The organism is Clostridioides sp. ZZV14-6153, assembly GCF_020657855.1.
Classification (GTDB): Bacteria; Bacillota; Clostridia; order Peptostreptococcales; family Peptostreptococcaceae; genus Clostridioides.
The window spans coordinates 69,262-94,571 of the sequence record NZ_JAGWCZ010000006.1; the positions used below are offsets into that span (position 1 = coordinate 69,262).

The 25,310-nt window shown below is 26.4% G+C and carries 33 protein-coding genes and 1 riboswitch; of the genes, 16 read left to right on the top strand and 17 right to left on the bottom strand.

Annotation, left to right across the window (positions count from 1 at the left end):
* Nucleotides 1-49: 49 nt before the first annotated feature.
* Complete coding sequence (locus KGF46_RS09425; protein ID WP_227433148.1) at nucleotides 50-226, bottom strand: hypothetical protein; 177 nt, start codon at nucleotides 224-226, stop codon at nucleotides 50-52.
* Nucleotides 227-970: 744 nt separating this feature from the next.
* Nucleotides 971-1,219, bottom strand: a complete 249-nt coding sequence (locus tag KGF46_RS09430) for a hypothetical protein (RefSeq protein ID WP_227829701.1) — start codon at nucleotides 1,217-1,219, stop codon at nucleotides 971-973.
* Nucleotides 1,220-1,689: 470 nt separating this feature from the next.
* Between KGF46_RS09430 and KGF46_RS09435 the strand changes: the two genes are divergently transcribed.
* Complete coding sequence (locus KGF46_RS09435; RefSeq protein ID WP_227841787.1) at nucleotides 1,690-1,941, top strand: hypothetical protein; 252 nt, start codon at nucleotides 1,690-1,692, stop codon at nucleotides 1,939-1,941.
* A 189-nt stretch (nucleotides 1,942-2,130) separates the two neighbouring features.
* Here the strand turns inward: KGF46_RS09435 and KGF46_RS09440 are convergent, their stop codons facing one another.
* Together KGF46_RS09440 and KGF46_RS09445 are read right to left on the bottom strand one after the other, a co-directional pair.
* Complete coding sequence (locus KGF46_RS09440; protein ID WP_227829699.1) at nucleotides 2,131-2,751, bottom strand: flavodoxin family protein; 621 nt, start codon at nucleotides 2,749-2,751, stop codon at nucleotides 2,131-2,133.
* A gap of 21 nt (nucleotides 2,752-2,772) precedes the next feature.
* A complete protein-coding gene (locus tag KGF46_RS09445) occupies nucleotides 2,773-3,321 on the bottom strand; it encodes a flavodoxin family protein (RefSeq protein WP_227829698.1) in 549 nt (182 codons plus the stop codon).
* 254 nt (nucleotides 3,322-3,575) lie between these two features.
* Between KGF46_RS09445 and KGF46_RS09450 the strand changes: the two genes are divergently transcribed.
* On the top strand, nucleotides 3,576-3,908 hold the full coding sequence (locus KGF46_RS09450) for a winged helix-turn-helix transcriptional regulator (RefSeq protein ID WP_227829697.1): 333 nt from the start codon (nucleotides 3,576-3,578) through the stop codon (nucleotides 3,906-3,908).
* A gap of 134 nt (nucleotides 3,909-4,042) precedes the next feature.
* Here KGF46_RS09450 and pcp read toward each other — a convergent pair whose 3' ends face one another.
* The 7 genes from pcp to KGF46_RS09485 form a co-directional block, all read right to left on the bottom strand.
* On the bottom strand, nucleotides 4,043-4,684 hold the full coding sequence (pcp, locus tag KGF46_RS09455) for a pyroglutamyl-peptidase I (RefSeq protein ID WP_227841786.1): 642 nt from the start codon (nucleotides 4,682-4,684) through the stop codon (nucleotides 4,043-4,045).
* Nucleotides 4,685-4,704: 20 nt separating this feature from the next.
* Nucleotides 4,705-5,637: a DUF979 domain-containing protein gene (locus KGF46_RS09460; RefSeq protein ID WP_227829695.1), complete on the bottom strand. Its 933-nt coding sequence runs from the start codon at nucleotides 5,635-5,637 to the stop codon at nucleotides 4,705-4,707.
* 21 nt (nucleotides 5,638-5,658) lie between these two features.
* Nucleotides 5,659-6,324, bottom strand: a complete 666-nt coding sequence (locus KGF46_RS09465; protein ID WP_227829694.1) for a DUF969 domain-containing protein — start codon at nucleotides 6,322-6,324, stop codon at nucleotides 5,659-5,661.
* A gap of 191 nt (nucleotides 6,325-6,515) precedes the next feature.
* On the bottom strand, nucleotides 6,516-7,115 hold the full coding sequence (locus KGF46_RS09470) for a GNAT family N-acetyltransferase (RefSeq protein WP_227829693.1): 600 nt from the start codon (nucleotides 7,113-7,115) through the stop codon (nucleotides 6,516-6,518).
* A gap of 226 nt (nucleotides 7,116-7,341) precedes the next feature.
* On the bottom strand, nucleotides 7,342-7,818 hold the full coding sequence (locus KGF46_RS09475) for a flavodoxin domain-containing protein (RefSeq protein ID WP_227841785.1): 477 nt from the start codon (nucleotides 7,816-7,818) through the stop codon (nucleotides 7,342-7,344).
* 3 nt (nucleotides 7,819-7,821) lie between these two features.
* A complete protein-coding gene (locus KGF46_RS09480; RefSeq protein WP_227841784.1) occupies nucleotides 7,822-8,235 on the bottom strand; it encodes an FMN-binding protein in 414 nt (137 codons plus the stop codon).
* On the bottom strand, nucleotides 8,210-8,839 hold the full coding sequence (locus KGF46_RS09485) for a TetR/AcrR family transcriptional regulator (RefSeq protein ID WP_227841783.1): 630 nt from the start codon (nucleotides 8,837-8,839) through the stop codon (nucleotides 8,210-8,212). The genes KGF46_RS09480 and KGF46_RS09485 overlap by 26 nt, the downstream gene beginning before the upstream one ends.
* A gap of 1,084 nt (nucleotides 8,840-9,923) precedes the next feature.
* On the opposite strand from KGF46_RS09485, the gene KGF46_RS09490 reads away from it, so the two are divergent.
* The gene (locus KGF46_RS09490) at nucleotides 9,924-10,751 is read left to right on the top strand and encodes an N-acetylmuramoyl-L-alanine amidase (protein WP_227828397.1); all 828 of its coding nucleotides are present in this window, start codon (nucleotides 9,924-9,926) and stop codon (nucleotides 10,749-10,751) included.
* A gap of 82 nt (nucleotides 10,752-10,833) precedes the next feature.
* Here the strand turns inward: KGF46_RS09490 and KGF46_RS09495 are convergent, their stop codons facing one another.
* From KGF46_RS09495 to KGF46_RS09510, 4 genes are all read right to left on the bottom strand, one after another.
* Nucleotides 10,834-11,016 carry a hypothetical protein gene (locus KGF46_RS09495; protein ID WP_227828398.1) on the bottom strand — a complete coding sequence of 61 codons (183 nt, stop codon included), beginning with the start codon at nucleotides 11,014-11,016 and terminating at the stop codon, nucleotides 10,834-10,836.
* A gap of 254 nt (nucleotides 11,017-11,270) precedes the next feature.
* On the bottom strand, nucleotides 11,271-11,438 hold the full coding sequence (locus KGF46_RS09500) for a succinate dehydrogenase (RefSeq protein ID WP_227828399.1): 168 nt from the start codon (nucleotides 11,436-11,438) through the stop codon (nucleotides 11,271-11,273).
* A gap of 73 nt (nucleotides 11,439-11,511) precedes the next feature.
* Complete coding sequence (locus tag KGF46_RS09505; RefSeq protein WP_227828555.1) at nucleotides 11,512-11,712, bottom strand: helix-turn-helix transcriptional regulator; 201 nt, start codon at nucleotides 11,710-11,712, stop codon at nucleotides 11,512-11,514.
* Between the two features lie 2 nt (nucleotides 11,713-11,714).
* The gene (locus KGF46_RS09510; protein ID WP_227828556.1) at nucleotides 11,715-11,960 is read right to left on the bottom strand and encodes a DUF3796 domain-containing protein; all 246 of its coding nucleotides are present in this window, start codon (nucleotides 11,958-11,960) and stop codon (nucleotides 11,715-11,717) included.
* Nucleotides 11,961-12,353: 393 nt separating this feature from the next.
* Nucleotides 12,354-12,397, top strand: a riboswitch (PreQ1 riboswitch).
* Nucleotides 12,398-12,498: 101 nt separating this feature from the next.
* Here KGF46_RS09510 and KGF46_RS09515 point away from each other — a divergent pair.
* From KGF46_RS09515 to KGF46_RS09570, 12 genes are all read left to right on the top strand, one after another.
* Nucleotides 12,499-13,467, top strand: coding sequence for a nucleoside hydrolase (locus KGF46_RS09515; RefSeq protein WP_227828400.1), 969 nt, complete (start codon nucleotides 12,499-12,501; stop codon nucleotides 13,465-13,467).
* 1 nt (nucleotide 13,468) lies between these two features.
* Nucleotides 13,469-14,032, top strand: coding sequence for an ECF transporter S component (locus KGF46_RS09520; RefSeq protein ID WP_227861949.1), 564 nt, complete (start codon nucleotides 13,469-13,471; stop codon nucleotides 14,030-14,032).
* Nucleotides 14,033-14,040: 8 nt separating this feature from the next.
* Nucleotides 14,041-14,730 (top strand): radical SAM protein, encoded by a 690-nt coding sequence (locus KGF46_RS09525; protein WP_227828402.1) that lies wholly within the window; start codon nucleotides 14,041-14,043, stop codon nucleotides 14,728-14,730.
* A 162-nt stretch (nucleotides 14,731-14,892) separates the two neighbouring features.
* Nucleotides 14,893-15,621, top strand: coding sequence for a DNA alkylation repair protein (locus tag KGF46_RS09530; RefSeq protein WP_227828403.1), 729 nt, complete (start codon nucleotides 14,893-14,895; stop codon nucleotides 15,619-15,621).
* Between the two features lie 13 nt (nucleotides 15,622-15,634).
* Complete coding sequence (locus KGF46_RS09535) at nucleotides 15,635-16,273, top strand: DNA-binding protein (RefSeq protein WP_227828404.1); 639 nt, start codon at nucleotides 15,635-15,637, stop codon at nucleotides 16,271-16,273.
* Between the two features lie 25 nt (nucleotides 16,274-16,298).
* Entirely contained in the window at nucleotides 16,299-17,138 is an 840-nt protein-coding gene (locus tag KGF46_RS09540; RefSeq protein WP_227828405.1) for a hypothetical protein, read from the top strand.
* A 15-nt stretch (nucleotides 17,139-17,153) separates the two neighbouring features.
* Nucleotides 17,154-17,825, top strand: a complete 672-nt coding sequence (locus tag KGF46_RS09545) for a response regulator transcription factor (protein ID WP_227828406.1) — start codon at nucleotides 17,154-17,156, stop codon at nucleotides 17,823-17,825.
* A complete protein-coding gene (locus tag KGF46_RS09550; protein ID WP_227828407.1) occupies nucleotides 17,815-19,047 on the top strand; it encodes a sensor histidine kinase in 1,233 nt (410 codons plus the stop codon). The genes KGF46_RS09545 and KGF46_RS09550 overlap by 11 nt, the downstream gene beginning before the upstream one ends.
* Nucleotides 19,048-19,198: 151 nt before the next feature.
* Entirely contained in the window at nucleotides 19,199-19,516 is a 318-nt protein-coding gene (trxA, locus tag KGF46_RS09555; protein WP_227828408.1) for a thioredoxin, read from the top strand.
* Between the two features lie 16 nt (nucleotides 19,517-19,532).
* A complete protein-coding gene (locus tag KGF46_RS09560) occupies nucleotides 19,533-20,411 on the top strand; it encodes an NAD(P)/FAD-dependent oxidoreductase (protein WP_227828409.1) in 879 nt (292 codons plus the stop codon).
* A gap of 287 nt (nucleotides 20,412-20,698) precedes the next feature.
* The gene (locus KGF46_RS09565) at nucleotides 20,699-21,067 is read left to right on the top strand and encodes an ArsR/SmtB family transcription factor (protein WP_227828410.1); all 369 of its coding nucleotides are present in this window, start codon (nucleotides 20,699-20,701) and stop codon (nucleotides 21,065-21,067) included.
* Between the two features lie 2 nt (nucleotides 21,068-21,069).
* On the top strand, nucleotides 21,070-21,441 hold the full coding sequence (locus KGF46_RS09570) for a NifB/NifX family molybdenum-iron cluster-binding protein (protein WP_227828411.1): 372 nt from the start codon (nucleotides 21,070-21,072) through the stop codon (nucleotides 21,439-21,441).
* A gap of 136 nt (nucleotides 21,442-21,577) precedes the next feature.
* On the opposite strand, the gene KGF46_RS09575 is transcribed toward KGF46_RS09570, so the two are convergent.
* Both KGF46_RS09575 and KGF46_RS09580 read right to left on the bottom strand, forming a co-directional pair.
* The gene (locus KGF46_RS09575; RefSeq protein WP_227433186.1) at nucleotides 21,578-22,033 is read right to left on the bottom strand and encodes a hypothetical protein; all 456 of its coding nucleotides are present in this window, start codon (nucleotides 22,031-22,033) and stop codon (nucleotides 21,578-21,580) included.
* A gap of 38 nt (nucleotides 22,034-22,071) precedes the next feature.
* The gene (locus tag KGF46_RS09580; protein ID WP_227433187.1) at nucleotides 22,072-23,337 is read right to left on the bottom strand and encodes an ArsB/NhaD family transporter; all 1,266 of its coding nucleotides are present in this window, start codon (nucleotides 23,335-23,337) and stop codon (nucleotides 22,072-22,074) included.
* 466 nt (nucleotides 23,338-23,803) lie between these two features.
* Here KGF46_RS09580 and KGF46_RS09585 point away from each other — a divergent pair, with 466 nt between their 5' ends.
* Entirely contained in the window at nucleotides 23,804-25,255 is a 1,452-nt protein-coding gene (locus tag KGF46_RS09585) for an alanine/glycine:cation symporter family protein (RefSeq protein WP_227828412.1), read from the top strand.
* Nucleotides 25,256-25,310 lie beyond the last annotated feature (55 nt).

Consider the following 25,310-nt stretch of genomic DNA (forward strand, 5'->3'; position numbering starts at 1 on the left):
TTTAAGGTAGAAAATCTAAAAAGGTTTTTCTAGAAAATGAAACTTAATTTTAATTATATCTACTTACTAACAATAAAACTTGATATAAACAAGATTCAACTACAGTTTCTCCATATTCTGATATAAAATCATCTAATTGTGTATCTATAAAATTACAATAATCATATGAACTACTGATATAAGCAGTTAATATATGTGTACATCTGTCTATTTCTCCAATAAACATATTATCCATCCCCCTAAAAACTTTAGTAAAAATAAAAAAATTATATATGTGCTAACTTGCTAACATAACTTACAAAGAATTTTTTAGTACTTATCACTATAACTTTTATTACTAAATTTTTCTAGTTTTACCAATTTAGTTTTTATTCTACAAGTTAATAATACTAGAATATGATTTATTATTCAACATGCTTGTTTTAGATTAAAAAATATTATAAAATTATATTTATTTTTTGAAGAATAAACTACAACAATAAACTGATAAGGTTTACATGGGTGCATTGACTTAAAGGCTTATATATTCGAATTAATTAAATTTAAAGTAGAGAATAAACATAAAAAAGTATTCAGTGATATATTATTAAAATGAATGTAAGAATAAATAAAGTGAGATGTTGGAATATTAAAATCAACAATAAGATAAAAAATAAAATTTACTGTTACTGTTAGTAAGAACTTTAAAAGAGATATTTTGAAGAGGATGTAAAAATTAATTGATTTACTTATAGATATTTAAAAGATATAAAGAACTTGTAGATAGTTCTTTATATCTTTTTTATTATGCTAAAAAATTTTAAGATACAACAAAAAAGATAAGACTATACCTATAGCATATATATATTCTTTTATAAAAATAAATAAAACAAATGCAATTAAATTCGGTTAAACCTTAATTATTTATATGTAATATCCTGATTATCAATAATAAAATTTCTTTATTAAATATAAAATGCAATTTAAATCACTATTTGATAATTTTTCCACAATATGGGCAATAAGTGATATCCTTTACAAGTTCCATTCTTGAATTTAAATAATGATTACAATTTGGGCAACGATAAAATTTCCAATCAATAAAAATACCAACAAGTACAAAAATAATTGATATTATATAATTTTCTATAAAAAAGATAAATGCTGCTCCAATAACAAACATAGCCATAGATGTTAAGAAGATTATTTTTAATTTGGTATAAATATTTATACTTTTCATACAATCACCAACTTATTTTAGATTTAATCTTATTAATAAAAGTATAGCAAGTTTATTATAAAAAATGTAAACTAAAAAATTACAATAAAAATAAGTAGCGAATAAAACTAAACACATAATTTAAATAATTTAAGTTTTATTTAAGGTTAGAATTATATTGATATAAGATTTAAGTTTTATTATGTATATAGATAAAAAGCAATTAAAAATATTATCTCTATTTGCACACAATCAAAATCAAATTTTTAGTATAGTCATCTATACTTATTTAAGCTGTCTAATATTGAATAAGAGTGTTTATTTTGAGGGTTATATACGATGTTTGTATATAGCCCTTTTATATTGTCATTTATTATTAAGTATTAAAACAATATAAATTATTTAAAGCGTAAGAGCAGGAGGGTTGTATTAAAGTACAATACTTACTGCTTTTTTTATTTTAATTATAAAAAGAGAGGAAAATTTATATCATGAAAAGAATAGAAGAAGATTTAACTACTGGTAATGTGTTTACAAAGTTAGTAAAACTTAGTATACCATTATTTTTCATAAATTTATTGCAATCATTTTATAATATTGTAGACATGATTGTTGTTGGTCAAGTAGTAGGAAGTACTGTGTTTGTATTTGGATACAATTCAATTTGTTCTATTCTTAGGGGACTTGGAGAGACTAAACAAGCACATATTTCCAGCGATTATTGGGGTAGTCTATTTTTATAAAAGAAAATGGAAAGGTATAGCTGAGCATGTCAGAAATTAATCGTTTTAAACAGATGAAATAATAAACTAGTGGTTTTGATATAAATAAAATCAAAACCACTAGCTAGCTATTACACTGTTTTATATGAGCTATTCTATTTAGTAAGCATGACTTTAATCTTAAATTAACAATTAATAAAACTCAATTATTTATTGTATAAAGTTAGTCATAACTTTTTCTTCATATTGAGGGTCTTTGACTCCTGTTTTTTGCCCAGCTGAAATACACTTAAGGAGCCATGCCATGTTTTCACCTAAAGTTCTCATAGTTTGTAATCCCTCTTTATCTTTCATAACTTCCTCTGGTGTAAAACCATGCACCTGATTCCAGTATTGTGATGATACAATAGGCATATTACTAATTGAGAAATATTTATTTAGTTGGTCAAATGTTGCAGTTGCTCCACCACGTCGACATGATACAACTGATGCACCAAGTTTCTTTGCCATTTTACTTCCAGCTGAAAAAAATAAGCGGTCAAGAAATGAAGTTAGTTGTCCACTTGCACCAGAAAAATATACAGGAGAACCAACAATAATGCCATCAATATTATCTAGTTCTTTCGCTAACTCATTGACCTTATCATTCCAAGTACATTTGCCAGTTTGAAAGCAGGATGAGCAAGCGATACAACCTGGTATTGGCTTTTTATCTAAATACAATATTTCGGTTTCAATATCATGCTTATTTAATGTTTTAGCAACTTCATTTAATGCTGTATAAGTACATCCGTATTGGTTTGGGCTACCATTTATTAATAAAACTTTCATTAGAAATTCCTCCAGTAAACTTTATTTAATAGACATTCCAAGGGTCTTTGCTTTTTCTAAAATAGGTTTTCCATGAATATCTCCAATTTGCATGACACCACCAGCTAAGACCTCGCCTAAATTTTCCCATCCTAAATGTTTGATTAATCCGTTATAATACTGTATAGTTTCATCAAAATCATGTCCTTCTGCTACCATTAGCAAAATACAGTCTTTTTTGGGATTGTTGTAGTTGGGGTCAATTTCTGCTACAGCAAATAAACGGTCAAATGCGCACTTAAGTTGTCCACTGATACTCCAGTAATAGAGTGGAGACGCAAGTACAACGATGTCTGCTTCTTTATAGTATGGATAGATTTTATCCATATCATCTTTTTGAACGCATGGACTTTCAGTATCTTTGCCACCACCGAAACAGCCCATACAAGGGTGTATATTCATTTGTTGAAGATTAAAACTTTTAACTGTATTTTCAGATTCTTCAGCACCTGACACAAATGAATCTATAAGTACAGATGTATTTCCATTTGTTCTTGGACTTCCATTTAAAACAATAATTTTTTTGCCCATTTAAAACACCTCCTATTATTAAATTTATCAGTGATATGAAAGTACATTTGTTATAAGTTTTTTATAACTTGAATTGAAGAGTAATTGAATTAAAAATTTGACAATATGCTAAAGTACTAGCATTTAAGCAAGATTTATATGTATTATAGCAAATTGACTTTTAATTGTTCTTACACTATAATTTTATTATAAATTAGTTAAAAGACAAGTACGCACATTTTTGTTCAATACTAACCTAAAGGAGAGTGTAGCACATGGGTATGGATTGTATCTCACAGGCAGATTTAAGTGAAACAGGGTTTAGTTATACACTTTCACTGATTAATGGAAAATACAAGATGGTAATTCTTTATTGCCTTGCTGAATTTAAAGTTGTTAGATATAATGAACTAAAACGTTATATAAAGACTATTTCTTATAAGACTCTGAGCTTATCATTAAAGGAATTGGAAGCAGATGATTTGATTATTCGTACTGAATATCCTCAAATACCACCTAAAGTAGAATACAGTTTATCAAAGAGAGGGAAGTCTCTGATTAAGATTTTAGATGCAATGTGTGAGTGGGGAGAACAGAATAGAATTTAATTTTATATTTGAAGATTGTACATATTATAAAAAGACTGTAGGTAAGTTTGAATTTAAACAAATATACTTACAGTCTATATTTAAAAAAATATATATTTTCATTTATAATTTAAAAAGTTTATTTTAGATATTTATTATGAAATTTCACCACCAATTTCTTTTATATCATCTTTGTGGATTATACAAGCTTCTATGGCTAATTCCAAACCTTTAACTATTTCTTCTAAAGACATAAATGGTGTATTCTTTTTATCTATTATTTGTGAAGTCACATATGGTATGTGTATGAAGCCTCCTCTTATATTAGGATATTTTTTATCTATCATGTAGAGAATTCCATACATTACATGATTACAAACAAATGTACCTGCAGTATTTGAGACACTAGCTGGAATTTTATTTTCATTCATATGTTTTACCATGGCTTTTACAGGTAATTTTGAAAAATATGCAGGTTGACCATCTTCCTTTATAACAGTGTCTATAACCTGATTTCCTTCATTATCTTTTATTCTAAAATCATCTACATTTATAGCAACTCTCTCAGGTGTAATATCAAATCTACCTCCTGCTTGTCCGACTGATATTACTATATCAGGGTTGTGTTTTTGAATAGCTTTATCTATTGCTTCAACAGATTTTGTCATAACTGTTGGTATAGTTATTTTTATAATTTCTGAGCCCTTTATATTATCTTTGACCATTTCAACAGCTTCTTGAGCTGGATTTATTGGTTCTCCACCAAATGGGTCAAATCCTGTTAATAAAACTTTCATTATTTTACCTCCTATTCATATTAAAATCCTAAAAAATACATTACTAATATGTGTGCTACAATTAATATTAAAGCAACTGGTGCTTGATACTTTATAACAACATAATCATTTTTACATTCAAGTAAAGCTGCTGGAACTATATTAAAATTAGCAGCCATTGGAGTAAGTAGAGTTCCACAATACCCTGCTGTTAATGCTAATGCTCCAATTATAGCAGGATTTCCACCTTGAGACAATACAAAAGGAATTCCAATTCCTGCTGTTATGACTGAAAATGCAGCAAATGCGTTTCCCATTATCATAGTAAATATAACCATACCTAATACATAAGCTATAACACCAAATAATCTATTGTCAGTAGGAACTACTCCTGATATCATACCTGAGATAACTTCGCCAACTCCAGCTTGAGTAAACAAAGCACCTAATGCAACTAAAAGTTGTGGTAGCATACTAGCTGGTCCCATTTGTTGAAGTAATCTTGAACCATCGTGAACTGAGGTAGATGATTTTGATTTGGTTATTATAAGAGCAGATATTAATGCGATTATTGAACCTACACCTATTGCAAACTGTGAAGAGTTATCAAAATTAGAAAGACTCATAGCTACAATTACTGCTGCAAAAGCTAATATTAATGATGGTATGAATATTTTATTTTTAAGTTTGTCTGCCTGTTCTTTCCCAAAATTTTCATTTGGTTCTTCGTATCTTGCAAATACGACTTGTTTAGTAAGTGTTAATAAACTAGACAATATTAGTATGATTCCTATTATATTAGCTGGAATTAATCTTCCAAATATAAATGGTAGTGATATTAGTATCCAAAATAATGATGTACCATATTTTTTATTATTGTCTATTGTAGTAAAAGACCTGTATGCTATGACAATCATTAAAAGCCCCATTAATGCATAAAAAATTTCCAACGATATGTTTATAAAATTTTGCATTTTTATACCTCCTAAATAAATCTATCTCTTATGACTTTTATTTAATTTTTTATCATATAGAGTAAATTGGATTGTGGCAGCTATAAATGCTATTACGGCCATAATGATATTAGCTTTTACAATCTCAATTCCAGTTACATTATATCCAAATTGAGTAAGAGTAGATGCTATAAGTAAAACTCCACTACTACCTGCAAACAAGTTTTGACCATAGAAGTTACCATAGTTTTCTGATGCAGCAGATAATGCTTTTATGGCTTCTTCGTCTGATTCTTTTAATTCATCACTGTTGCTTAATCCAGCAGCTTGTGCCATAGGATTAACAAGTGGTCTTACAAATTGAGGATGTCCACTCATTCTTATTGATAATGCTCCAGCTATTTGTCTAGCAAACATATATATACTCAGTACTTTTCCTGTTGTGAGTCTTTGTAATTTTTCTATTAGAGAAACTGCTCTTTGTTTTAATCCATATCTTTCTAAAACACCAATTACGGGTAGTGTTAGTATAAACAATGACACACCTCTATTTGAGACAAAAGAATCTCCTAGTATTGTAAAGATTTGATTAAAATCTAATCCTGCTACAAGTCCTGTTGCTATTCCTGCTAATAATACAGTAAATAATGTATCAATTTTAAGTATAAATCCAATCACAACTATTAATATACCAATTAGTTTTATCATCAATTATTCTCCTTCCATTTTTTCTATTTTGATTTGATTTTACTAAATAAATAAAGTTAAACTCTTTTTATAGTATTTACGTTAATATGACTATTATTATAAAATTTAATAAAAAATAAGAAAGTAACTTTAAAATACTTATTTTAAAGTTACTTTCTTATTTTTATTTTAGTTTATTTAAAGTTTGTGTTTTAAAGTAATTTAACAAGAAGACTGCTTTTTTCTAAAATAGTAGCGATTTCTTTTGTATCAATTTGTTTAATTGTTTTTATGTAGTTTGGTTTTATAGGATGAGTACCTATGTATTTTTCAAATAACATAACATCATGCCAACTACCAAATTTGTATCCTGTATTATGATAAATTCCACATAGTTTGAAACCAAAGTGTTGATGAAGTCTTTCGCTTTTAATATTAGGTGATGTAATGCTAACATATAAGTTTTGAATATTTTGTAATTTTAATATATCTATTATTGAATTATAAAGAGCTATGCCTATTTTACAACTGACAAACTTTTCGTCAACATAAATTGATAATCCAGCATTCCATTGATAAGCAGTTCTTTCATTATGTTCATGAGCATAAGCATATCCAACAATTTTTTCGTCAATTAAACATACTAGATATGGATATTTTGAACAAATTGTTTTTATTCTATTTTTAAAATCACTAATATTTGGTACATCGTATTCAAAAGTAATTGCTGTATTAGTGATATATGGTGTATATATTGCTAATATTTCTTCAGCATCTGTTTCCTTTGCCAGTCTGATTTTAACTTTTCCCATAAATATCATCTCCAATGTAGTAAATATAATAGTTTTTATTTTATAATGTTCAAGTTTAAATGTGAAAACATATTATGTACTTTATTATATTTTATATCAAAAGTTATATAAGGGAAAGTTATGTAACGAAATGTACAAAAATATATGGCAAAACGTTCTATGACTTTTGAACTCTTTGAAACAAAGCAGGGGTAGATGGATTTATCAACGAAGAGTATAGCTTATTTTAGTCATTAAAATTTCTTAAAAAATTATCTATATTATCCTGTGATATTTTCAAACTATTGTAATCATTTTTTGTAACTGATTTCATAATCAATTTGTCAAAAAATTTCATTTTCTCTAATCTAGCTTCACCACCAAATACACTTATTGATTTTGCACTCTTTAATAATGATGATGGGAAATTGCTTGACAGATATTTATCCGTTTGCTCAGAGAATGCGCAACAAAGAAAGATTCCAACTTTCTTTTGGTTTAACAACTCTATATTATCATTACAGAATGTACGAATTTCTTTTGAAACTGAACCCACATATATTGAACTTCCAATAATAATGGTATCAAATTTTGATAATTCAATTTTACTGTTTTTATCCTTAATATCAACAATAGTAACATTATTTGATAGTCTACTTTTTAATATATTTGCACAGTCTGCGGTACAACCATATTTACTTGAATATATAATAATAGTATTCATATTTTACTCTCCTTTTTGTAACGCATTTTCTATAGCTTTTCGTATAGTATCACTGCTGTAAGTTGCAGAAGTTATAGCATCTACTTCTAAAGACTGTTGCTTAATAATATTATTTACAATCTTTTCAGCTGGCTTGCCTAAAAGAGTGTCATGTTTCAATATATCAATATCTTTTATTACTCCATTGTTAACTTCGACAGATACAGTAGCTTTTACTAAACCATTATCAGCACTTCCAAGATAAGTACCATTTTTTATTTTAGTAGGATTTATATTTTGTACTACTAATTTTTCTGGTTTCAAATTAACTACAGCTACAATAATAATACATATAAATATAAAAAATAAAACTGTTAATACTTTTAGAATTCTTAAAAATTTATTTTTCTTATTAAGATTTTTGCTGTGAATGCTCATTGTAAATTCCTCCAAGTAAAATATCCATGAAATTGTCTATAAATTGTGGGAAGTTATGTAAAGAATACAATTGATTTTCAACAGCACATAAAACAAAGCCTAATAATGCACTTATAAGCATCCAAGAAGCATTATCTATATTTGGTTTAAATATTTTTTGCTTAATTCCAGTAGCAATAAGTTCATCAAACACCTCTATACCATTATTAGTAGGGGTACTAGCAGTACTTTGAGATGCAAATATAATATTCATTCCACTATACATTATGGCTTTTGTCATTTCTGGATTGCTAGAAAGAATTTTGATAAAAGTAAGCATAATTTCTCTGATTTGTTTATCTACTGAAAATGATGAGTATTTATCAATAATAGCAATAGAATTATTTTCTATTTTATTATAAAGTTCATTAGCCATATCACTAATAATCTGTGCCTTATCTTTGTAATAAAGATAAATAGTGGTTGGAGAATATTCTATTTTTGTAGCAATCTTTCTAATTGATAAACTTTCATATCCCTCCTGGTTGATAATTTCAATGGCAGCATCCATAATTTTTTTTTTCATTTCTATTTTTTCATTTTTACGTCTTTCTTTGATACCCATATAATCACCTCTTTAACTTAACAGTGTTAATTTAATTTATAATGTTATTGTATCTTTTTTTTTTAAGTCTGTCAACAATCTAGTAATAATATAGATTTCTATACTTTCTATATTGGTACAATGTTTACAAATTTAATTAAGTTATTCTTAAATCAGTTTAATTTGGTCTTGTAAAATAATTTAGGATATTAAAATTGATTAGAATCTTTTTAGGCGAATACTTACTATTTTGATAAATGATATTAAAGAAAAAGATTTTTATGTTAAAAAGATATATTGGATTTATCTTGTGTTGATTTAGATAATATTAAGATAAAAAAGATATTATTTATCTAATAATTGATTCTTATATAGGATTGAAAAATGAAGATTTATTACATGGTATCTGAATGTTTTACATAATTATAAAAAACAAAAAAGAGTGCTATAGCACTCCTATTGTGAGAAATATATATGAAATTCATTTTTGCGTTAATGCAAAATGTACATATAACAAAGTTTATTTTTTATATTTACTTTATATAATAGTATATTAATATTAACTGAATATTTATTATAATTAGTAAAAAAGAAAAAGGAGTGATTTTACACTCCGGTTGTCAAAAATCTAAAACTGTCATCGCAATGTTCTTATTATAACATAATTTATGAGAATGTGTGAATATATTTAAGATTAAAAAGATATTTTTGATATAACTAAAATTATATTAAAAAATGTAATGAAGAGATATTAATATAAAAAAATTAAGACAGAGTATTTATAAATTATATAAATGAGAAAAGTGTTATAGTTAAAAAAAGTATTATCAATTAATAATTTTACGAATTTTTAAATAAAAATAGACAATAAAGATTATATGGTAGAATCACATAAAAATAAATATGTTTTTGTCTAGTTGTGCATTTTAGATTGCCAGTTATGTATTATACATTGAATATTAAGAATATTTGTGATATTTTTATAAAAAAAATAAAATAATGATTATTTTTTTTTTTATGAAGATGAATGATTTATATGCATTTAGATTTTCATTATTATGGGACATATACACGAGATAAAATCTAATTAAGGGAGTGAAATGTTATGAAAATATGTATTACAGTAGGACATAGTATTCTAAAAAATGGGGCATGTACTTCTGCTGATGGATTAGTTAACGAATATCAGTATAACAAGTTATTGGCGCCAATAGTAGCAGATATATTTAGAAAAAAAGGGCATACAGTAAGTGTAATAATATGCCCTGAAAAACAGTTTAGTTCTAAAAATGAAGAAAAGTCTTATAAAATACCTAGAGTTAATGATGGAGAATATGATTTACTTATAGAGTTACATTTAAATGCAAGTGATGGTCAAGGAAAAGGCTCAGAAGTGTTATATTATAGCAATAAAGGCTTAGAATATGCAACTAGAATATGTAATAAATTAGGTATGGTATTCAAAAATAGGGGAGCTAAATTAGATAAAGGATTGTATATTTTAAATAGTTCAAAACCTACAGCTATATTAATAGAAAGTTTTTTTTGTGATAATAAAGAGGATTATGAGAAAGCAGAAAAACTTGGATATGAGGGCTTGGCTAAGCTAATCGTAGAAGGTATATTAAATAATAATATAAAAAGTGAAGATATCAAGAAGATTAAACATACAATAGTTTATAGTGGAGATGATAGAGTTTCAGCAGAAATAATAGGATTATATTATAAAAGAAAAGACGAAAGTTATTTAGTAATAGATATAAAAGATTATAAGCCATATAAAACAGAGAATCTGTATGTTATTGGCGGAGGTGCCTGTAGCAAGATGAAAGAAATGAGTAAGACCACAGGAGAAAAATTTACACAAATATATGATAGTGATGTGTGGTCAACAATGGATAAAGCAAGAGCATTTATAAAAGAAAAAGCGTAATTTAAAATTTTTATTAAATTAAATATTTAGATAAGAAGAATTTTATATAAAATTCTTCTTATTATTTTTGATAATTTAAATTTTATGCCAAACCACATTCACATAATAAAATCATAATTCTATGAAGACAAGACTCCACAATATCTTCTCCATATTTTTTAATAAAATCATCAATCTGAGTTTCTATAAATGAATAGTATTCTTTCAAACTAACAATGTATGCAGTCATTATATGAACACATTCATCAACTTTGTCTTTAAACACAATACATCCCCCTAAAAAATAAAAATATTCAGTAAATAAAATAAATTATTTTATTTGAAAATATATATGTATAATACTTCGCTTTAATATATTTTACAAGTGTATATGTAAAACTGGATATTACAATTGTAAAACTGGTTGAATTATTATCCAATTCATTTTTTATTTACAATTATCAGTAAGCACTTGGATGTCATACTAAATAATTATTGGTTTTCGTAAACATCAATATTGAAGTATTGCAAATCTTATCATCATCTTTTTTTATTAAATAGATAAATTAATAAAAATCCAATTCCAGTTCCAATTATTATTCCTATCATAGTATCTATCGCTAATTTTTTTAATATAAAAGCTACTAAAAATACTATGAATAAACCAAATATATATCCCCAAAAGTGTGTTGAAAGTTTTCTTTTCATATAATCACCAACTTATATTAGTTTTAATCTACTTAATAAAAGTATAGCAAAAATTTTAAGAAGAGAATAGTTGCTAATTTTTTATATATTCAAAAATTTCCTCTATACTTACATTGAATACGTTAGCAATGTCAAATGCTAATTTTAATGAAGGGTTATATTTTCCGTTTTCAAGATTTCCTATAGTTTCTCTTCTTACTCCTACTAATGATGCCAGTTCATCCTGTTTCATATTATGTTTTGCTCTATATTCTTTAGTTCTTGAACGAAACATCATTATTCTAGTCCTTTTCCTTCTTTGTATTGTAAATATGCAAAAATTGCAACAAAGCTAATCATTGCTATAGAAAAACTTATTCCTAGACCATTTTCAATAGTAGAAATATTATCTGAAATGATGGATAAAACCATAGCTATTGACAGTGATGAAAGTGTAAAGAAAAATGCTGACACAGCTACTTTTCTTAAGTTTTCTCTAAATAATTCATCTGGCATAATATTAAAATATCTAAAAAAAACAATGAGATATGATTTTTATAGAAATAAATAAAAAACGCAAAAACTTAAATAAAGATTTATATAGAATAAAAATATAAACCCTTAAAAATAGGCTATATGTTAGGTATAATACTATTTGAGTATTTCAATGTTTTGATAGTTTTATATGTAAAGTTAATTAAAGGTATTAATTGTAATATTTATGATATTGTTGTATAATAATAATCGGTTTAAACGTGCCACATTTTATTAAAGTTTGTTTATTATTTGAGCATGCTTTAATGAGACACATAAAAATATAATAAATTCTTTTAAACTACAAACAGAGTTTTTGTAGTTAGTAAATCAGGTGTTTGAAAGGTTCTAGTTGATTGACATGTTATAATAAATAACTTAAAATCATAACTAAACTTAACATCTGTACTTGTTCGAGAACTCCAAGTATAAAAAACTAAGGAATTATATAGTGGCAGTATATAATTAATACCCTTAGACACACCTTTTTGAAAGTGGAAAAAAGATGTGTAGTTCTCCTCGACCACAAATCAAGGAGGATAGTAATATGGAAAAAAGAAAAGTAATAATTGATTGTGACCCAGGAATTGATGATTCTTTGGCAATCCTTCTGGCTTTAAACTCACCAGAGCTAGAAGTACTTGGAATTACCACATGCTGTGGTAACGTACCAGCAAATGTAGGTGCAGAAAATGCACTAAAAACACTTCAAATGTGTTCTTCACTAAATATTCCAGTATATATAGGAGAAGAAGCACCACTAAAAAGAACACTTGTAACAGCTCAAGATACACATGGAGAAGATGGTATAGGAGAAAATTTTTATCAAAAAGTGACAGAGGTTAAAGCAAGAAATGGAGCAGTAGATTTTATAATAAATACTTTACATAATCATGAAAAAGTATCTATAATAGCACTTGCACCACTTACAAACATAGCTAAAGCACTTATGAAAGATAAAAAAGCCTTTGAAAATCTTGATGAATTTGTATCTATGGGAGGAGCATTTAAAATTCATGGAAACTGTTCTCCAGTAGCAGAGTTTAACTATTGGGTAGACCCACATGGAGCGGATTATGTTTACAAGAATTTATCTAAAAAAATTCACATGGTATGTTTGGATGTAACTAGAAAAATTGTACTTACTCCTAATATTATTGAGTTTATAAATAGACTTGATGAAAAAATGGCTAAGTATATAACTGAAATCACTAGATTTTATATTGATTTTCATTGGGAACAAGAAGGAATAATAGGTTGTGTAATAAATGACCCTCTAGCAGTAGCATATTTTATAGATAGAAGTATATGTAAGGGATTTGAATCATATGTAGAAATTGTGGAAGATGGAATAGCTATGGGGCAATCTATAGTAGATTCATTTGATTTCTACAAAAAACATGCTAATGCGATTATTCTAAATGAGGTTGATGAAAAGAAATTTATGTACATGTTTTTAAAAAGACTTTTTAAAGGATATGAAAACATTATAGACTCTGTGGAAGGAGTGATATAGTGTGAAAAGAAAAATATGTGTCAAAACTATTACACTTATAGCCTTTGGTATTTCTATAAATATAGTAGGTGCATTTATAGCTATGGGACTAAGATTACCTATATATTTAGATTCAATAGGAACTATAATGATAGCTTCACTTTTGGGACCTAAATATGCTGTTATTACAGGCGTGTTTGGAAGTTTAATAAGTGGGGTTACATTTGATGTATATTCTCTTTATTTTGCACCAGTCCAGATATCAACAGGATTACTTGCTGGTATTGCTTTTAAAAAGAAATTCTTAACTGGTCTAAAAACTCCATTAGGAGTATTGTTATTTGCCATACCAACATCTATAGTAAGTTCAGTAATTTCAGCTTTTTTGTTTGGAGGTGTTACATCATCTGGTTCTTCTTATATAGTTCAAATTTTAAAAGTACTAGGGTTTGGAGATGTATTTAGTGTGTTTATAACTCAAGTGTTCACAGATTATACAGATAAATTAATTGCGCTTGTTTTGGTAAATTTAGGACTAAATGCAGTTCCAAAGACTTTAAAAGTATCATTAACTGGAGAAAGATAGGAGAGAATATGGATAGATATAGTGAGATAATAAATAAAAATCAAAGAGAAATAGTTTTACTAAAAAGCTTTCCATGTATATGGGGAAGATGTTCTTTTTGTGATTATATAGATGATAATTCTAATTTGGAAGAAGAAATGAACAAATTAAATTTTGAAGTTTTAAAAAATATAACTGGAACATATGGAGTTCTTGAAGTCATAAATTCCGGTAGCTGTTTTGAAATACCTAAAGATACTTTAGAGAGAATAAAGAAGATTATAAAAGAAAAAAATATAAAAAAACTATTCTTAGAAAGTCATTGGTCCTACAAAAATAGACTAAAGGAAATGAGAGATTATTTTGAAATACCTATAATATTTAAAATTGGGGTTGAAACATTTGATTATGATTTTAGAAATAATTTTTTAAATAAAAATGCAAGATTTAAAACTCCAGAAGAGGTAAAAGAATATTTTGATTCACCTTGTATTATGGTTGGAATTAAAGGACAGACTAAAGAAATGATAGATAATGATATAGATATTATTTTAAATACTTTTGAAAAAGCAACTGTGAATGTTTTTATAAACAATTCTTCTAAAATAAAAAGAGATGAAGAGCTGGTTAAATGGTTTATTAATAAGTATGAATTCTTAAATGAAAATCCAAATATAGAAGTTTTGTACAATAATACAGACTTCGGTGTAGGAGATTAGTAAGGTTTTCTAAAGAGATATTATGTTGTAGTAAATCTTAATTTAATTTAAATTTTAAATTGAAAAATTTAGTATATTTTTGAAAAAGCTTCTGATAGTTAGAAGCTTTTTTTTATATAATTTTATGTTACAATAAGAAAAAAGGAACTAAGGAGTAAATAAATGATGCTTAGTAGGGAAAAATGGGATAAATTGGAATATACCGAATTTTTAGAGTATATGAAATCTATGCAAGATATTAAGTATAGAGATTTTAATAAGAAACTTATACCAGGGACAGAAAATATAATAGGTATTAGAATTCCCAATTTAAGAAAGTTGTCAAAAGAAATAAGTAAAGGTAACTGGAAAGAATTTTTAGAAGTAGCAGAAGATACTTATTATGAAGAAGTTATGTTACAAGGTATGGTGATTGGTAATATAAATAGTAATTTTGAAGAAATTTCATATTATATAAAAAAGTTTGTACCTAAAATAAGTAATTGGGCAATTTGTGATGGATTTTGTTCTGGACTAAAGAGTACAAATAATTATAAAGAATACATGTATGATATACTAAAAAAATATGTTTGTTCAGAAAATCTGTGGGAGATTAGATTTGCATTAGTTATGTTTTTAATATATTATGTTGATGATGAATATATTAAAGATATCTTTGAATACTGTAACAATATACAAAGTGAAGAATATTATGTTAAAATGGGTATGGCATGGCTATTATCAATTTGTTTTGTTAAGTATGAAGAAGAAACACTTCTTTATATAAAAAACAACAATTTAGATGATTTTACTTATAATAAAATGTTACAAAAGATAATTGAATCAAACAGAGTAGATTTAGAAAAGAAGAATATAATAAGAAATATGAAAAGAAAGACAAGAAGATATTGACGGAGGAGTATTAATGAATAATGAAGAAAGAATTGATAAATTTTTAGAGCTTCAAAATAAAGGAATAAAATTTACAGAGATAGCTCAAAATTTAAAAATTAGTCAAAGTACTTTAAGAACTTTTTTAAATAAAAAAGGATATAAGTCAGAAAAAGGTAAATACATATTAAAAGACGAATTAAAGTATAAAGAAGATTTAGATAAAGAAAAAACTAAGGAAGATAACATTAATAATATAAAAAAGGTAAGCACCAAAAAGAAGAAATCTAATGAAAAGGTTTTAGATAAGAGTATTGAACAAATTGAGTTTAACGACACAGATTTAAAAAATACAAAGGTAAGAAAAAATATTAAACCTAAAAAAGACAGAAAAATAAATATAACTCAAGAAGATTTAGATAAGCTTTGTGAAGTGTATGATTGGTATTTAGAAGTGAAGGATTATAATATAAAACCTAAAAAAATATCTAATAAAAAAGATGTACATATAGATAATGAATCTTTAAGTGAATTAAAAACAACAAGAATACGTATAGATAAAGAAACTTGGAGTGACTTTGAAAGATTATGTAGCAACTCAAATTTTGAAAAACACCAAATACTTACACAAGCATTGAAGGAATTCATGAAAAAATATAAAAATCTACTATAAAATACTACTATATGAGGTGCTTAATATGAATAAAATAGTAAAAAAATTAATTTTTTTAATGATTATATTAACAATATTTATTTTTACACTGACTGCATGTAAAAGGGAAAAAGAACATTCTGATTCAGTTGAGATTCAAGCAGAAGACAACAATGAAGTGACAATAGATAAGGACAATGCAAAAGTATTGAATATAGGAGCAACAGATATTATAAATATAGCTGAAGATGGAAAAATAGATACATCCACAAAGATAGAAAATAATTCAACATTTAATATATCAAATGTTGAACTAATATATAATGAATACGATGCAAATAAAAAAATTACTTCATCTGATAGTAAATCTCTGTTAGATATGACTTTAATGCCTGGAAAAGTAGCTTATGTAGAATGTGGACATAAAACTTTTGCTAAAAGTGTAGAAGTCTATGCATATGAATATGAAGCAGAGGGTAAAATTGTATATGTTAATTTAAAAAAAAATACTATTGATATAAGAAATAATAAGATTAAGCTAGAAAATAGTAGTCAGTATGAAGTATTATCTACTTCAGAACTTAAAAAAGTAAATGAGTCAAAAGAGGGAATCACATATCAAATAAAAGTAAAGAATTCATCATCAAAAGATTTGGGGAATATTATCCTTAAGACAGCGGAAGTTAATGATAATGGAGAATACTTAACAGTAAGTCGTGTACCATCATACAAAGTTTTAAAGGCTTCAGAAGAAACAGATATAGATATAACATGTTCAACAAAAGCAAAGAATGTTGAAATAGTAGGATATACTTATGATGATATAAAAGAAAAGGCAAATGTAGATATTGATTTGAAATCTCATAAAGTCAAGATAGACAAATAAAGGTAGGGGATATTTATGAAGGTTTTGATAGTTGAAGATAATAGGGTGCTTTTAGAAAGTGTAGTAGAAGAACTTAGTACTCATTTTGAAACTGAAAAATGTGAAGATGGAGAAGAAGCATTATATTTAATAAATCAAAATATATATGATTTAGTTATCTTAGATTTAATGCTTCCTAATATAAATGGAATTGATATTTTGAAGAAAATGAGAATCAATAATATAGATACACCTGTACTTATATTGACCGCCAAAGAAGCATTAGACGATAAAGTAGAAGCATTTACTATAGGAGCCAATGATTATTTGACAAAACCTTTTTATATGGAGGAACTAGTAGCAAGAGTATATGCCATATTGAGGACTAATGGAAAAATAAAAGAAAGAAATGGATTAGAATTTAAATCTTTATATCTGGATACATTAGAAAAAAGAGTGTATATTGAAAAAGAAGAAATAAAACTTCAAAACAAACAGTTTAACTTATTGGAATATTTTGTTTTAAATAAAGGTTCGATTCTATTAAAAGAACAGATTTATGATAGAATATGGGGAATTGATTCAGATGCAACTATTGAAATAGTAGAGGTATATGTAAGCAATCTGAGAAAAAAACTAAGTAAATATGGATATGATAAATATATTAAAACTAAGCGTAAAGTAGGATACATATTCGATGATAAATAAGAATGTATTCACCAGCACTAAAAACCATTTAATAAAAATGTACATTGTTGTAGTGGGTAGTTTTTTAATAATATTTTCTATATTTATATATTCATATTTTAGAGGTCTTACATATAGTGGAATTGATAGTGAAATCAATGATGAACTGGAGTATATAGTTTCTCAATTTAAGAAAACCTCATTTTTAAACCCAATAAGACTTAAAGACCCTAAAGATATGGTATATGTCTATGAAGATGACAGAATAAGTTACTATACTCAAAATGAATATTTTGATGAATTACTTCCAGACAGAAGACTAGATAAGAAAAATACATTTTTTAAATATACAGAAAATGGTTATACATTTAGAGAATTAAATGTGGATATGGGCAGATATCAGATACAAATAATCAGAAACATTGACTCAGAGATGAATTCTTTAAAACAGTTGACATCTGTACTTATAATTGGAATACTAATTTCTGTTATAATCACGTACTTTGTAGCTGTATATCTTACTCGCAAAGCATTAATTCCAATAGAGACTGCTTGGAGGAACCAAGCTAAATTTATACAAGATGCTTCACATGAGTTAAGGACTCCAATAACAATAGTTTCATCAAAATTAGAAAGTATGTTAAAATCTCCAGAAAATACAGTAAATGATGAAGTTGAAACAATAGCTACTGCAATGAAAGAAACTAGAAGACTTAAAAAGATGATAACAGATTTACTATCTCTTACTAAGGAAGATTCTATTGTTAAAGTTAATTTGGAGGAAATTGATTTAGAAAAATTACTAGAAGAAATATCAGAGGATTATGTAGATATTGCTGAATTTCAAGAAAAAAAATTTACATTTCACTCTGAATTAAAGAATAAAGTTATAATAACAGATAAAAATAAATTGAGACAACTTATATTAATTTTTATTGATAATGCTTTTAAATATACTAAACTAGGTGATGAGATAGTATTAGAATTAAAAGAAGATGTGGAAGATGAAGTAACATTAATTATAAGAGATACTGGTATAGGTATAAAAAAAGAAGAAATACCTTTTATATTTGACAGATTTTTTAGAAGTGAAAATGTGAGAAATAAAGATTTAGAAGGTTCTGGAATAGGCCTTTCAATAGCGCATATGATTAGCTTGAATTTGTCTATTGAAATAGATGTAACTTCTGATATAGGCATTGGAACTACATTTGAAATATCAATACCAAAAAAATTAAAATAATAAAAATATAAAAAATCTGTTTTTACAAATAAAGAATGGGTATACTAATTAGTATAAAATAAAATATAAAAGAATTTATAAAAGTAAAATTATATTTATAAATTTCATAGTATAATTATAAGGATAATAAATTTTTAGGAGGATTAAAAAAATGGCAAAAGTTATAAATACATCTGAATTTAGAAGTAGTGTTGAAGGTAGTAAAGGAGTAGTTGTAGTAGATTTCTTTGCAACTTGGTGTGGACCTTGTAATATGTTAGGACCTGTATTTGTAGAATTAGGTGAAGAGATGAAAGACAAAGCTAGATTTGTAAAAGTTGATATAGATGAAAGCCTAGAAATAGCTCAACAATTTAGTGTATCTACAGTACCAACTATGATTATATTTAAAGATGGAGAGCCAGTTGAAACTCTAATTGGATTTATGCCTAAGAACAAAATTGAAATGAAAGTAAAATCATATTTATAAAAAATAGGTGAATATTATGAGATATGACATAGCTATAATAGGTAGTGGTCCAGCAGGATTATCTGCTGCTATAAATGCAAAAATAAGAAATAAAACAATGATTATGTTTGGCAATGATAATTTAAGCAATAAGCTTGTTAAAGCTCCTTCAATAGATAATTATTTAGGTTTTTATGATATAAGTGGAGATGAATTAAAAGACAAATTTAAATCGCATATAGATAACATGGATATTTCAATTGAAAATAAAAGAATAAATAATATTTATGCTATGGGAGAATACTTTGCAATAATGTCTGGAAATGATATATATGAAGCTACTACTGTAATCCTTGCGACTGGTGTAGAATATACTAGACCAATAAAAGGTGAAGAAGAATTTCTAGGAAGAGGAGTAGGGTATTGTGCTACATGCGATGCACCACTTTATAGAAATAAAAAAGTAGCAGTCATAGGATATAATGAAGAATCTAAAGAAGAGGCGAATTTTTTAAGTGAACTTACTTCAAAAACTTATTTTATACCTATGTATAAAAAGGAAAACCTTATGAGAAGTTCAGATAATTTAGATGATTCTATTGAGATTATACACGATAGACCAGTGCAAATAGATGGAGATAAACTTGTAAATAAGATATCTTTTAAAGAAAATCACATTGAAGTTGATGGAGTATTCGTTATAAAAGATAGTACAGCTCCAAGTACGTTGATTCCTGGAATAGAAATTGATGGTATCCATATCAAGGTTGACAATAATATGAAAACTAATATAGAAGGATGTTTTGCTGCAGGAGACTGTGTAGGTAAACCATATTCTTATATCAAAGCAGCTGGGCAAGGACAAATAGCAGCATTAAATGCTGTTTATTATCTGGATAAATTAAAAAGAGCTTAATATAACTAGTAAGTAAATTTTTAAATATACAAATAAAAAACTGTCTAAAATAATTATATTATTTTAGACAGTTTTTTATTTGTATATTATTATTTCCTTTCGAGATATCTTAGAAATGTATCTCTAGGTGTGTTTATTTTGATAGATTTAAACTAACAATTGAAATATATATAGAAATAATTAGAATTATTTATAATAAGTTCCAAAATTTAAAAATAATAGTTGAAAAATCTAATTAAGAGTACTATAATTTAATTAAGTAATTACTTAATCAAAAAGAGGTATTTATGGAAAATTTGGTTAAAATATTTAAAGCATTGAGTGATGAAACTAGACTTAACATACTTATATTAGTATCTAAAAGAAATATCTGCCAAAAAGGAATTTCTAAATATTTAGGAATTTCGGATTCTGCTGTTTCACAACATATAAAAATATTAAAAGAAGTTGGCATAATAACAGGATATAAAGAAGGATACTATGTCTTATATCATATTAACAAAGAAGTGTTTAACATATGTATGGATTTTATAAATTCTATGTTAAGTAATTCTAGTGAAAGCTTTATAGATGTATTTGATGTAAATACAATACATCTAGGATGCAGTAAAGAATGTAAATCTATGAAAAAATGTTGTAAGAGAAGGGAGAAATAATAATGAAAGTATGTATACCAGTAGAAGAAAATAAAGGATTAGATAGTAAACCATATGGTCATTTTGGTTCTGCACCAATCTTTGTTGTGTGTGATTTAGAAAGTGGAGAAGTTAAATCTTTAGACAATGGAGATTTAGGTCATGAACATGGAAAGTGTCAACCAATAAAAGCATTATCAGGTACAATTGTAGATGCAGTGGTAGTTGGAGGAATAGGGCAAGGTGCCATAGTTAAATTAAATAGTATGGGAATAAAAGTTTATAGAGCTGAATCTGATACTATCAGTGGTAATTTGGACTTACTTAAAGATGGGAAATTAGTAGAATTTCCATCAAATCATACTTGTTCACATGATGGATGTGGACATCATTAAAAACAAGATAGCTGATGAAACATATGCTTCATCAGCTATTTTATCATTTTAACAAATAAGATTCTTCATCTTTCGTATTAAATTTTGAAGTTGTACAAAGTTTTTTATATAATCTTAAATTTATAAGTATCTTACTTTAGATTTTCTTTGTATGCTTTTCTATATAGTTAATATCATTTAATATATCATTAAGTTCTTTATTGAGTGTTTTTAAATCATCTCCATCTACATTATAGTTTAAAAATAATTCTTCTACATTATCAATAATAGAATTGACTTTTCTAGTAACTTCAACAAACGTTTTAAAGTTACTACTATTTTTAGCATTTAGAAATTTGTTTAAATCCTTTGATATAAATGATATTATTTCATATTCATCATTAAACAGACCTCTACCAATAGGATATGGTTCAATTCTTTGTAAAAAATATTGATCTTTAGCATTAATATTATAAGTATAAGATATTTCCCAGTTGTCTCCTAAATCAAACTTGATAAAATATAATGTACTACTTACTTTTGATATTTTTGTAGCTCCAAGTTGTCTTAAAAGAACTTCAATTGAATCTCCTTGAACAGTATTAATATTCATATATACACATCCCCTTTAATACTATTATACTATATTTTCTAAAATTTTATAATTAAATAAACAGTAGATATAATAATAGATATAATCATAAGTGGAAAACCTATCTTAAAATACTCTTTAAAAGATATAGGATGACCATGCTTATTACCTATACCTGCTAGTACAACATTGGCAGAGGCTCCAATAAGTGTCCCATTACCTCCAAGACAAGCTCCAAGAGATGTTGCCCACCATAGTGGCATTACATCAATTCCTTCAGCCTGCATAGTCAAAATAAGTGGAATTAATGTTGCAACAAAAGGAATATTATCTAAGAATGAAGAAACTATTGCTGATAACCATAATATTAATAACATCGTAAATACAATATGGCCCTCTGTAAGTCCAATTAATGCTTGAGCTAATTTATTTATTATACCCACTTCTACTAATCCACCAACTACTACAAATAATCCCATAAAGAATAATATTGTGGACCATTCAATACCTGCCATAATTTCATCTACATCTTGTTTTCCTATAAGAAGCATTATAGATGCACCAGTTAATGCTACAACAGAAGAATCTATATGGATTGTGCTATGAAACATAAAACCAAAGAGTATAAATGCTATTAAAAGAAGACTTTTTATAAGTAAGGGTTTATCTTTAATAGATTTTTTTTCATCAAGTTTTAATATTACTTCTTTGGCTTTATCATCCACAACAAGTTCTTTTCCATAAATAAATTTAAAACATATTATTGTTATAATAAGTATTACTATAACAGCAGGTCCTAAATTTATCACAAAATCCATGAAACTAAGATTGGCAGCACTACCAATCATAATATTTGGAGGGTCACCTATAAGAGTAGATGTACCTCCGATATTTGAAGCTAAAATTTGTGTTATTAAAAATGGAACTGGATTAAGTCCCAAAATTTGTGTAATAACTATAGTCATTGGCCCTATAAGTAAAACAGTAGTAACATTATCTAATACAGCAGATAAAATGGCTGTTATAATAGCAAAACAAATCATTATTCTCCATGGATCACCTTTAGCTTTTTTTGCAGTCCAAATAGCTATATATTCAAATAGCCCTGAGTTTTTAACAACAGCAACAAATAGCATCATACCAACTAATACTCCAATAGTATTGAAGTCTATATGGCTTAATCCTTCATCAAGTGTAAGTATATTGAAGATTATCATTAATAGTGCACCACCAACAGCTGCTACAGATCTGTTTACCTTTTCTGTAATAATAGCTGCCATAACTATTAAAAATATACATATAGCTATTATTTGTTGAAATTCCATAATATAAGTACCTCCATTTGTATTCTTTTGTGTCTAATGCTAGTACTATATATAGTATTACTTTTTTCTAGTTTTTTCAATGGATGTATAAAAGTATATTATTTAACAAAGTTTTCGAAAAATTAACAGAATTTAAAGAAAATTTTTGTTATTTAAATAAATTTTAAAATCATATCATTACTTATAATATTAAACGACAAACGAAAAAATATACTCCAAAAGTATAATTTATTGTATTTGATAAGCAATATAAAATATTAATTATATCTAAATTATAAAATTAATAGAATAAAGTTGAATTTAAAGATAAAACTGCAATTTATCAAACAAATTATTCACTTTAAACCTTGTAATTTAAATTTATAAATATTATAATTAAATTAATGAATTTTTCACAAGGAATTATGCATTTTTTTGATTTTAAGATTTATTGAGAAAACAATATTAACAGGGGGTAATTAATAAAATGGATTTTTTAAATGGTATTTTAACGGGCATTAATAATGCGGTAGTATTTGTAAACAATTACTTATGGTCTTATATTCTAATTATAATGTTAGTTGTAATTGGTATTTACTTTACTATTAAAACAAATTTTGTACAATTCAGATATTTTATAGAAATGTTTAGGCTTTTAGGTGATGGTGCAGCAAATAAAAATGCAAAAAAAGAAGGAAAAATATCTTCATTTCAAGCCTTTTGTATAAGTACATCTTCAAGAGTTGGTACTGGAAATATAGCAGGAATAGCAATTGCAGTAGTAGCAGGAGGTCCTGGTGCTGTATTTTGGATGTGGCTTATAGCATTAATTGGTTCTGCTTCAAGTTTTGTGGAGAGTACATTAGCTCAAATTTATAAAGTTAAGAATGGACCAGCTTTTAGAGGTGGACCAGCTTATTATATGGAACAAGGTTTAAATAAAAGATGGATGGGTGTTTTATTTTCAATACTTATAACTATCTGTTATGGATTTGTATTTAATGCAGTTCAAGCAAATACTGTTTCATTGGCATTTAATAATGCATTTGGTATAAGTAAAATGGCTATGGGAATAGGTCTTGGAATTTTAACAGCAATAGTTATTTTTGGTGGTGTTCATAGAATAGCAAAAGTTTCAGAAATAATAGTTCCTGTATTTGCAGGATTATACATATTAGTTGCTTTAGCTATAGTTGTAATGAATATAACAGAAATACCAGGAATTATATCATTAATAGTAGAAAGCGCATTTGATTTTAGAGGAATGGCAATTGGTACATTTATGGGAGTTGTAATGACTGGAGTAAAAAGAGGCTTATTTTCTAATGAAGCAGGTATGGGTAGTGCGCCTAATGCTGCTGCAACAGCACATGTAACTCATCCTGTAAAACAAGGTTTAATCCAATCTCTAGGTGTTTTTACAGATACTATAATTATATGTAGTTGTACAGCATTCATGGTATTATTATATTCAGATTATGCTAGTAGTGGAGCAACAGGAATTGAATTAGCTCAAGAAGCTTTAACTCACCATATAGGACCAATAGGAAATATTTTTATAGCAGTTTGTATATTCTTATTTGCATTTAGTTCTATAGTAGGAAATTATTACTATGGAGAATCAAATATGGAGTTTATGAGTGGAAGTAAAACTAAACTTAATGTATTTAGAGTTTTTGTTGTAGGTATGGTTTTATTTGGTTCTCTTACTCAAGTAGAGGTAGTTTGGAATTTAGCAGATTTATTTATGGCACTGATGGCTATAATAAACTTAATAGCAATAACTCTTTTAGGTAAGTACGCATTTATTGCTTTAAAAGATTATACAAGTCAAAAAAAATCTGGAATAAAAGATCCTGTATTTATTGCAGATGAAATAGAAGGATTAGAAAATGTATCAGAGTGGCACAATGAATTATCTGATGAACGTTTAGGATAAAAAGTATTATAAAAATTATAAAGTAATTTTGATAGATTAGAGTGTATTTAATTTA

What these genes read in the sequence shown, in the direction of transcription:
- KGF46_RS09580 (WP_227433187.1), bottom strand. Translation starts at nt 23,337, where the DNA reads ATGGAATTTCAACAAATAATAGCTATATGTATATTTTTAATAGTTATG.
- KGF46_RS09525 (WP_227828402.1), top strand. Translation starts at nt 14,041, where the DNA reads ATGGATAGATATAGTGAGATAATAAATAAAAATCAAAGAGAAATAGTT.
- KGF46_RS09505 (WP_227828555.1), bottom strand. Translation starts at nt 11,712, where the DNA reads ATGTTTCGTTCAAGAACTAAAGAATATAGAGCAAAACATAATATGAAA.
- KGF46_RS09490 (WP_227828397.1), top strand. Translation starts at nt 9,924, where the DNA reads ATGAAAATATGTATTACAGTAGGACATAGTATTCTAAAAAATGGGGCA.
- KGF46_RS09540 (WP_227828405.1), top strand. Translation starts at nt 16,299, where the DNA reads ATGAATAAAATAGTAAAAAAATTAATTTTTTTAATGATTATATTAACA.
- KGF46_RS09440 (WP_227829699.1), bottom strand. Translation starts at nt 2,751, where the DNA reads ATGAAAGTTTTATTAATAAATGGTAGCCCAAACCAATACGGATGTACT.
- KGF46_RS09530 (WP_227828403.1), top strand. Translation starts at nt 14,893, where the DNA reads ATGATGCTTAGTAGGGAAAAATGGGATAAATTGGAATATACCGAATTT.
- KGF46_RS09515 (WP_227828400.1), top strand. Translation starts at nt 12,499, where the DNA reads ATGGAAAAAAGAAAAGTAATAATTGATTGTGACCCAGGAATTGATGAT.
- KGF46_RS09470 (WP_227829693.1), bottom strand. Translation starts at nt 7,115, where the DNA reads ATGGGAAAAGTTAAAATCAGACTGGCAAAGGAAACAGATGCTGAAGAA.
- KGF46_RS09460 (WP_227829695.1), bottom strand. Translation starts at nt 5,637, where the DNA reads ATGCAAAATTTTATAAACATATCGTTGGAAATTTTTTATGCATTAATG.
- KGF46_RS09480 (WP_227841784.1), bottom strand. Translation starts at nt 8,235, where the DNA reads ATGAGCATTCACAGCAAAAATCTTAATAAGAAAAATAAATTTTTAAGA.
- KGF46_RS09575 (WP_227433186.1), bottom strand. Translation starts at nt 22,033, where the DNA reads ATGAATATTAATACTGTTCAAGGAGATTCAATTGAAGTTCTTTTAAGA.
- KGF46_RS09535 (WP_227828404.1), top strand. Translation starts at nt 15,635, where the DNA reads ATGAATAATGAAGAAAGAATTGATAAATTTTTAGAGCTTCAAAATAAA.
- KGF46_RS09570 (WP_227828411.1), top strand. Translation starts at nt 21,070, where the DNA reads ATGAAAGTATGTATACCAGTAGAAGAAAATAAAGGATTAGATAGTAAA.
- KGF46_RS09500 (WP_227828399.1), bottom strand. Translation starts at nt 11,438, where the DNA reads ATGAAAAGAAAACTTTCAACACACTTTTGGGGATATATATTTGGTTTA.
- KGF46_RS09560 (WP_227828409.1), top strand. Translation starts at nt 19,533, where the DNA reads ATGAGATATGACATAGCTATAATAGGTAGTGGTCCAGCAGGATTATCT.
- KGF46_RS09475 (WP_227841785.1), bottom strand. Translation starts at nt 7,818, where the DNA reads ATGAATACTATTATTATATATTCAAGTAAATATGGTTGTACCGCAGAC.
- KGF46_RS09435 (WP_227841787.1), top strand. Translation starts at nt 1,690, where the DNA reads ATGAAAAGAATAGAAGAAGATTTAACTACTGGTAATGTGTTTACAAAG.
- KGF46_RS09585 (WP_227828412.1), top strand. Translation starts at nt 23,804, where the DNA reads ATGGATTTTTTAAATGGTATTTTAACGGGCATTAATAATGCGGTAGTA.
- KGF46_RS09465 (WP_227829694.1), bottom strand. Translation starts at nt 6,324, where the DNA reads ATGATAAAACTAATTGGTATATTAATAGTTGTGATTGGATTTATACTT.
- KGF46_RS09425 (WP_227433148.1), bottom strand. Translation starts at nt 226, where the DNA reads ATGTTTATTGGAGAAATAGACAGATGTACACATATATTAACTGCTTAT.
- KGF46_RS09445 (WP_227829698.1), bottom strand. Translation starts at nt 3,321, where the DNA reads ATGGGCAAAAAAATTATTGTTTTAAATGGAAGTCCAAGAACAAATGGA.
- pcp (WP_227841786.1), bottom strand. Translation starts at nt 4,684, where the DNA reads ATGAAAGTTTTATTAACAGGATTTGACCCATTTGGTGGAGAACCAATA.
- KGF46_RS09450 (WP_227829697.1), top strand. Translation starts at nt 3,576, where the DNA reads ATGGGTATGGATTGTATCTCACAGGCAGATTTAAGTGAAACAGGGTTT.
- KGF46_RS09545 (WP_227828406.1), top strand. Translation starts at nt 17,154, where the DNA reads ATGAAGGTTTTGATAGTTGAAGATAATAGGGTGCTTTTAGAAAGTGTA.
- KGF46_RS09485 (WP_227841783.1), bottom strand. Translation starts at nt 8,839, where the DNA reads ATGGGTATCAAAGAAAGACGTAAAAATGAAAAAATAGAAATGAAAAAA.
- KGF46_RS09565 (WP_227828410.1), top strand. Translation starts at nt 20,699, where the DNA reads ATGGAAAATTTGGTTAAAATATTTAAAGCATTGAGTGATGAAACTAGA.
- KGF46_RS09550 (WP_227828407.1), top strand. Translation starts at nt 17,815, where the DNA reads ATGATAAATAAGAATGTATTCACCAGCACTAAAAACCATTTAATAAAA.
- KGF46_RS09430 (WP_227829701.1), bottom strand. Translation starts at nt 1,219, where the DNA reads ATGAAAAGTATAAATATTTATACCAAATTAAAAATAATCTTCTTAACA.
- trxA (WP_227828408.1), top strand. Translation starts at nt 19,199, where the DNA reads ATGGCAAAAGTTATAAATACATCTGAATTTAGAAGTAGTGTTGAAGGT.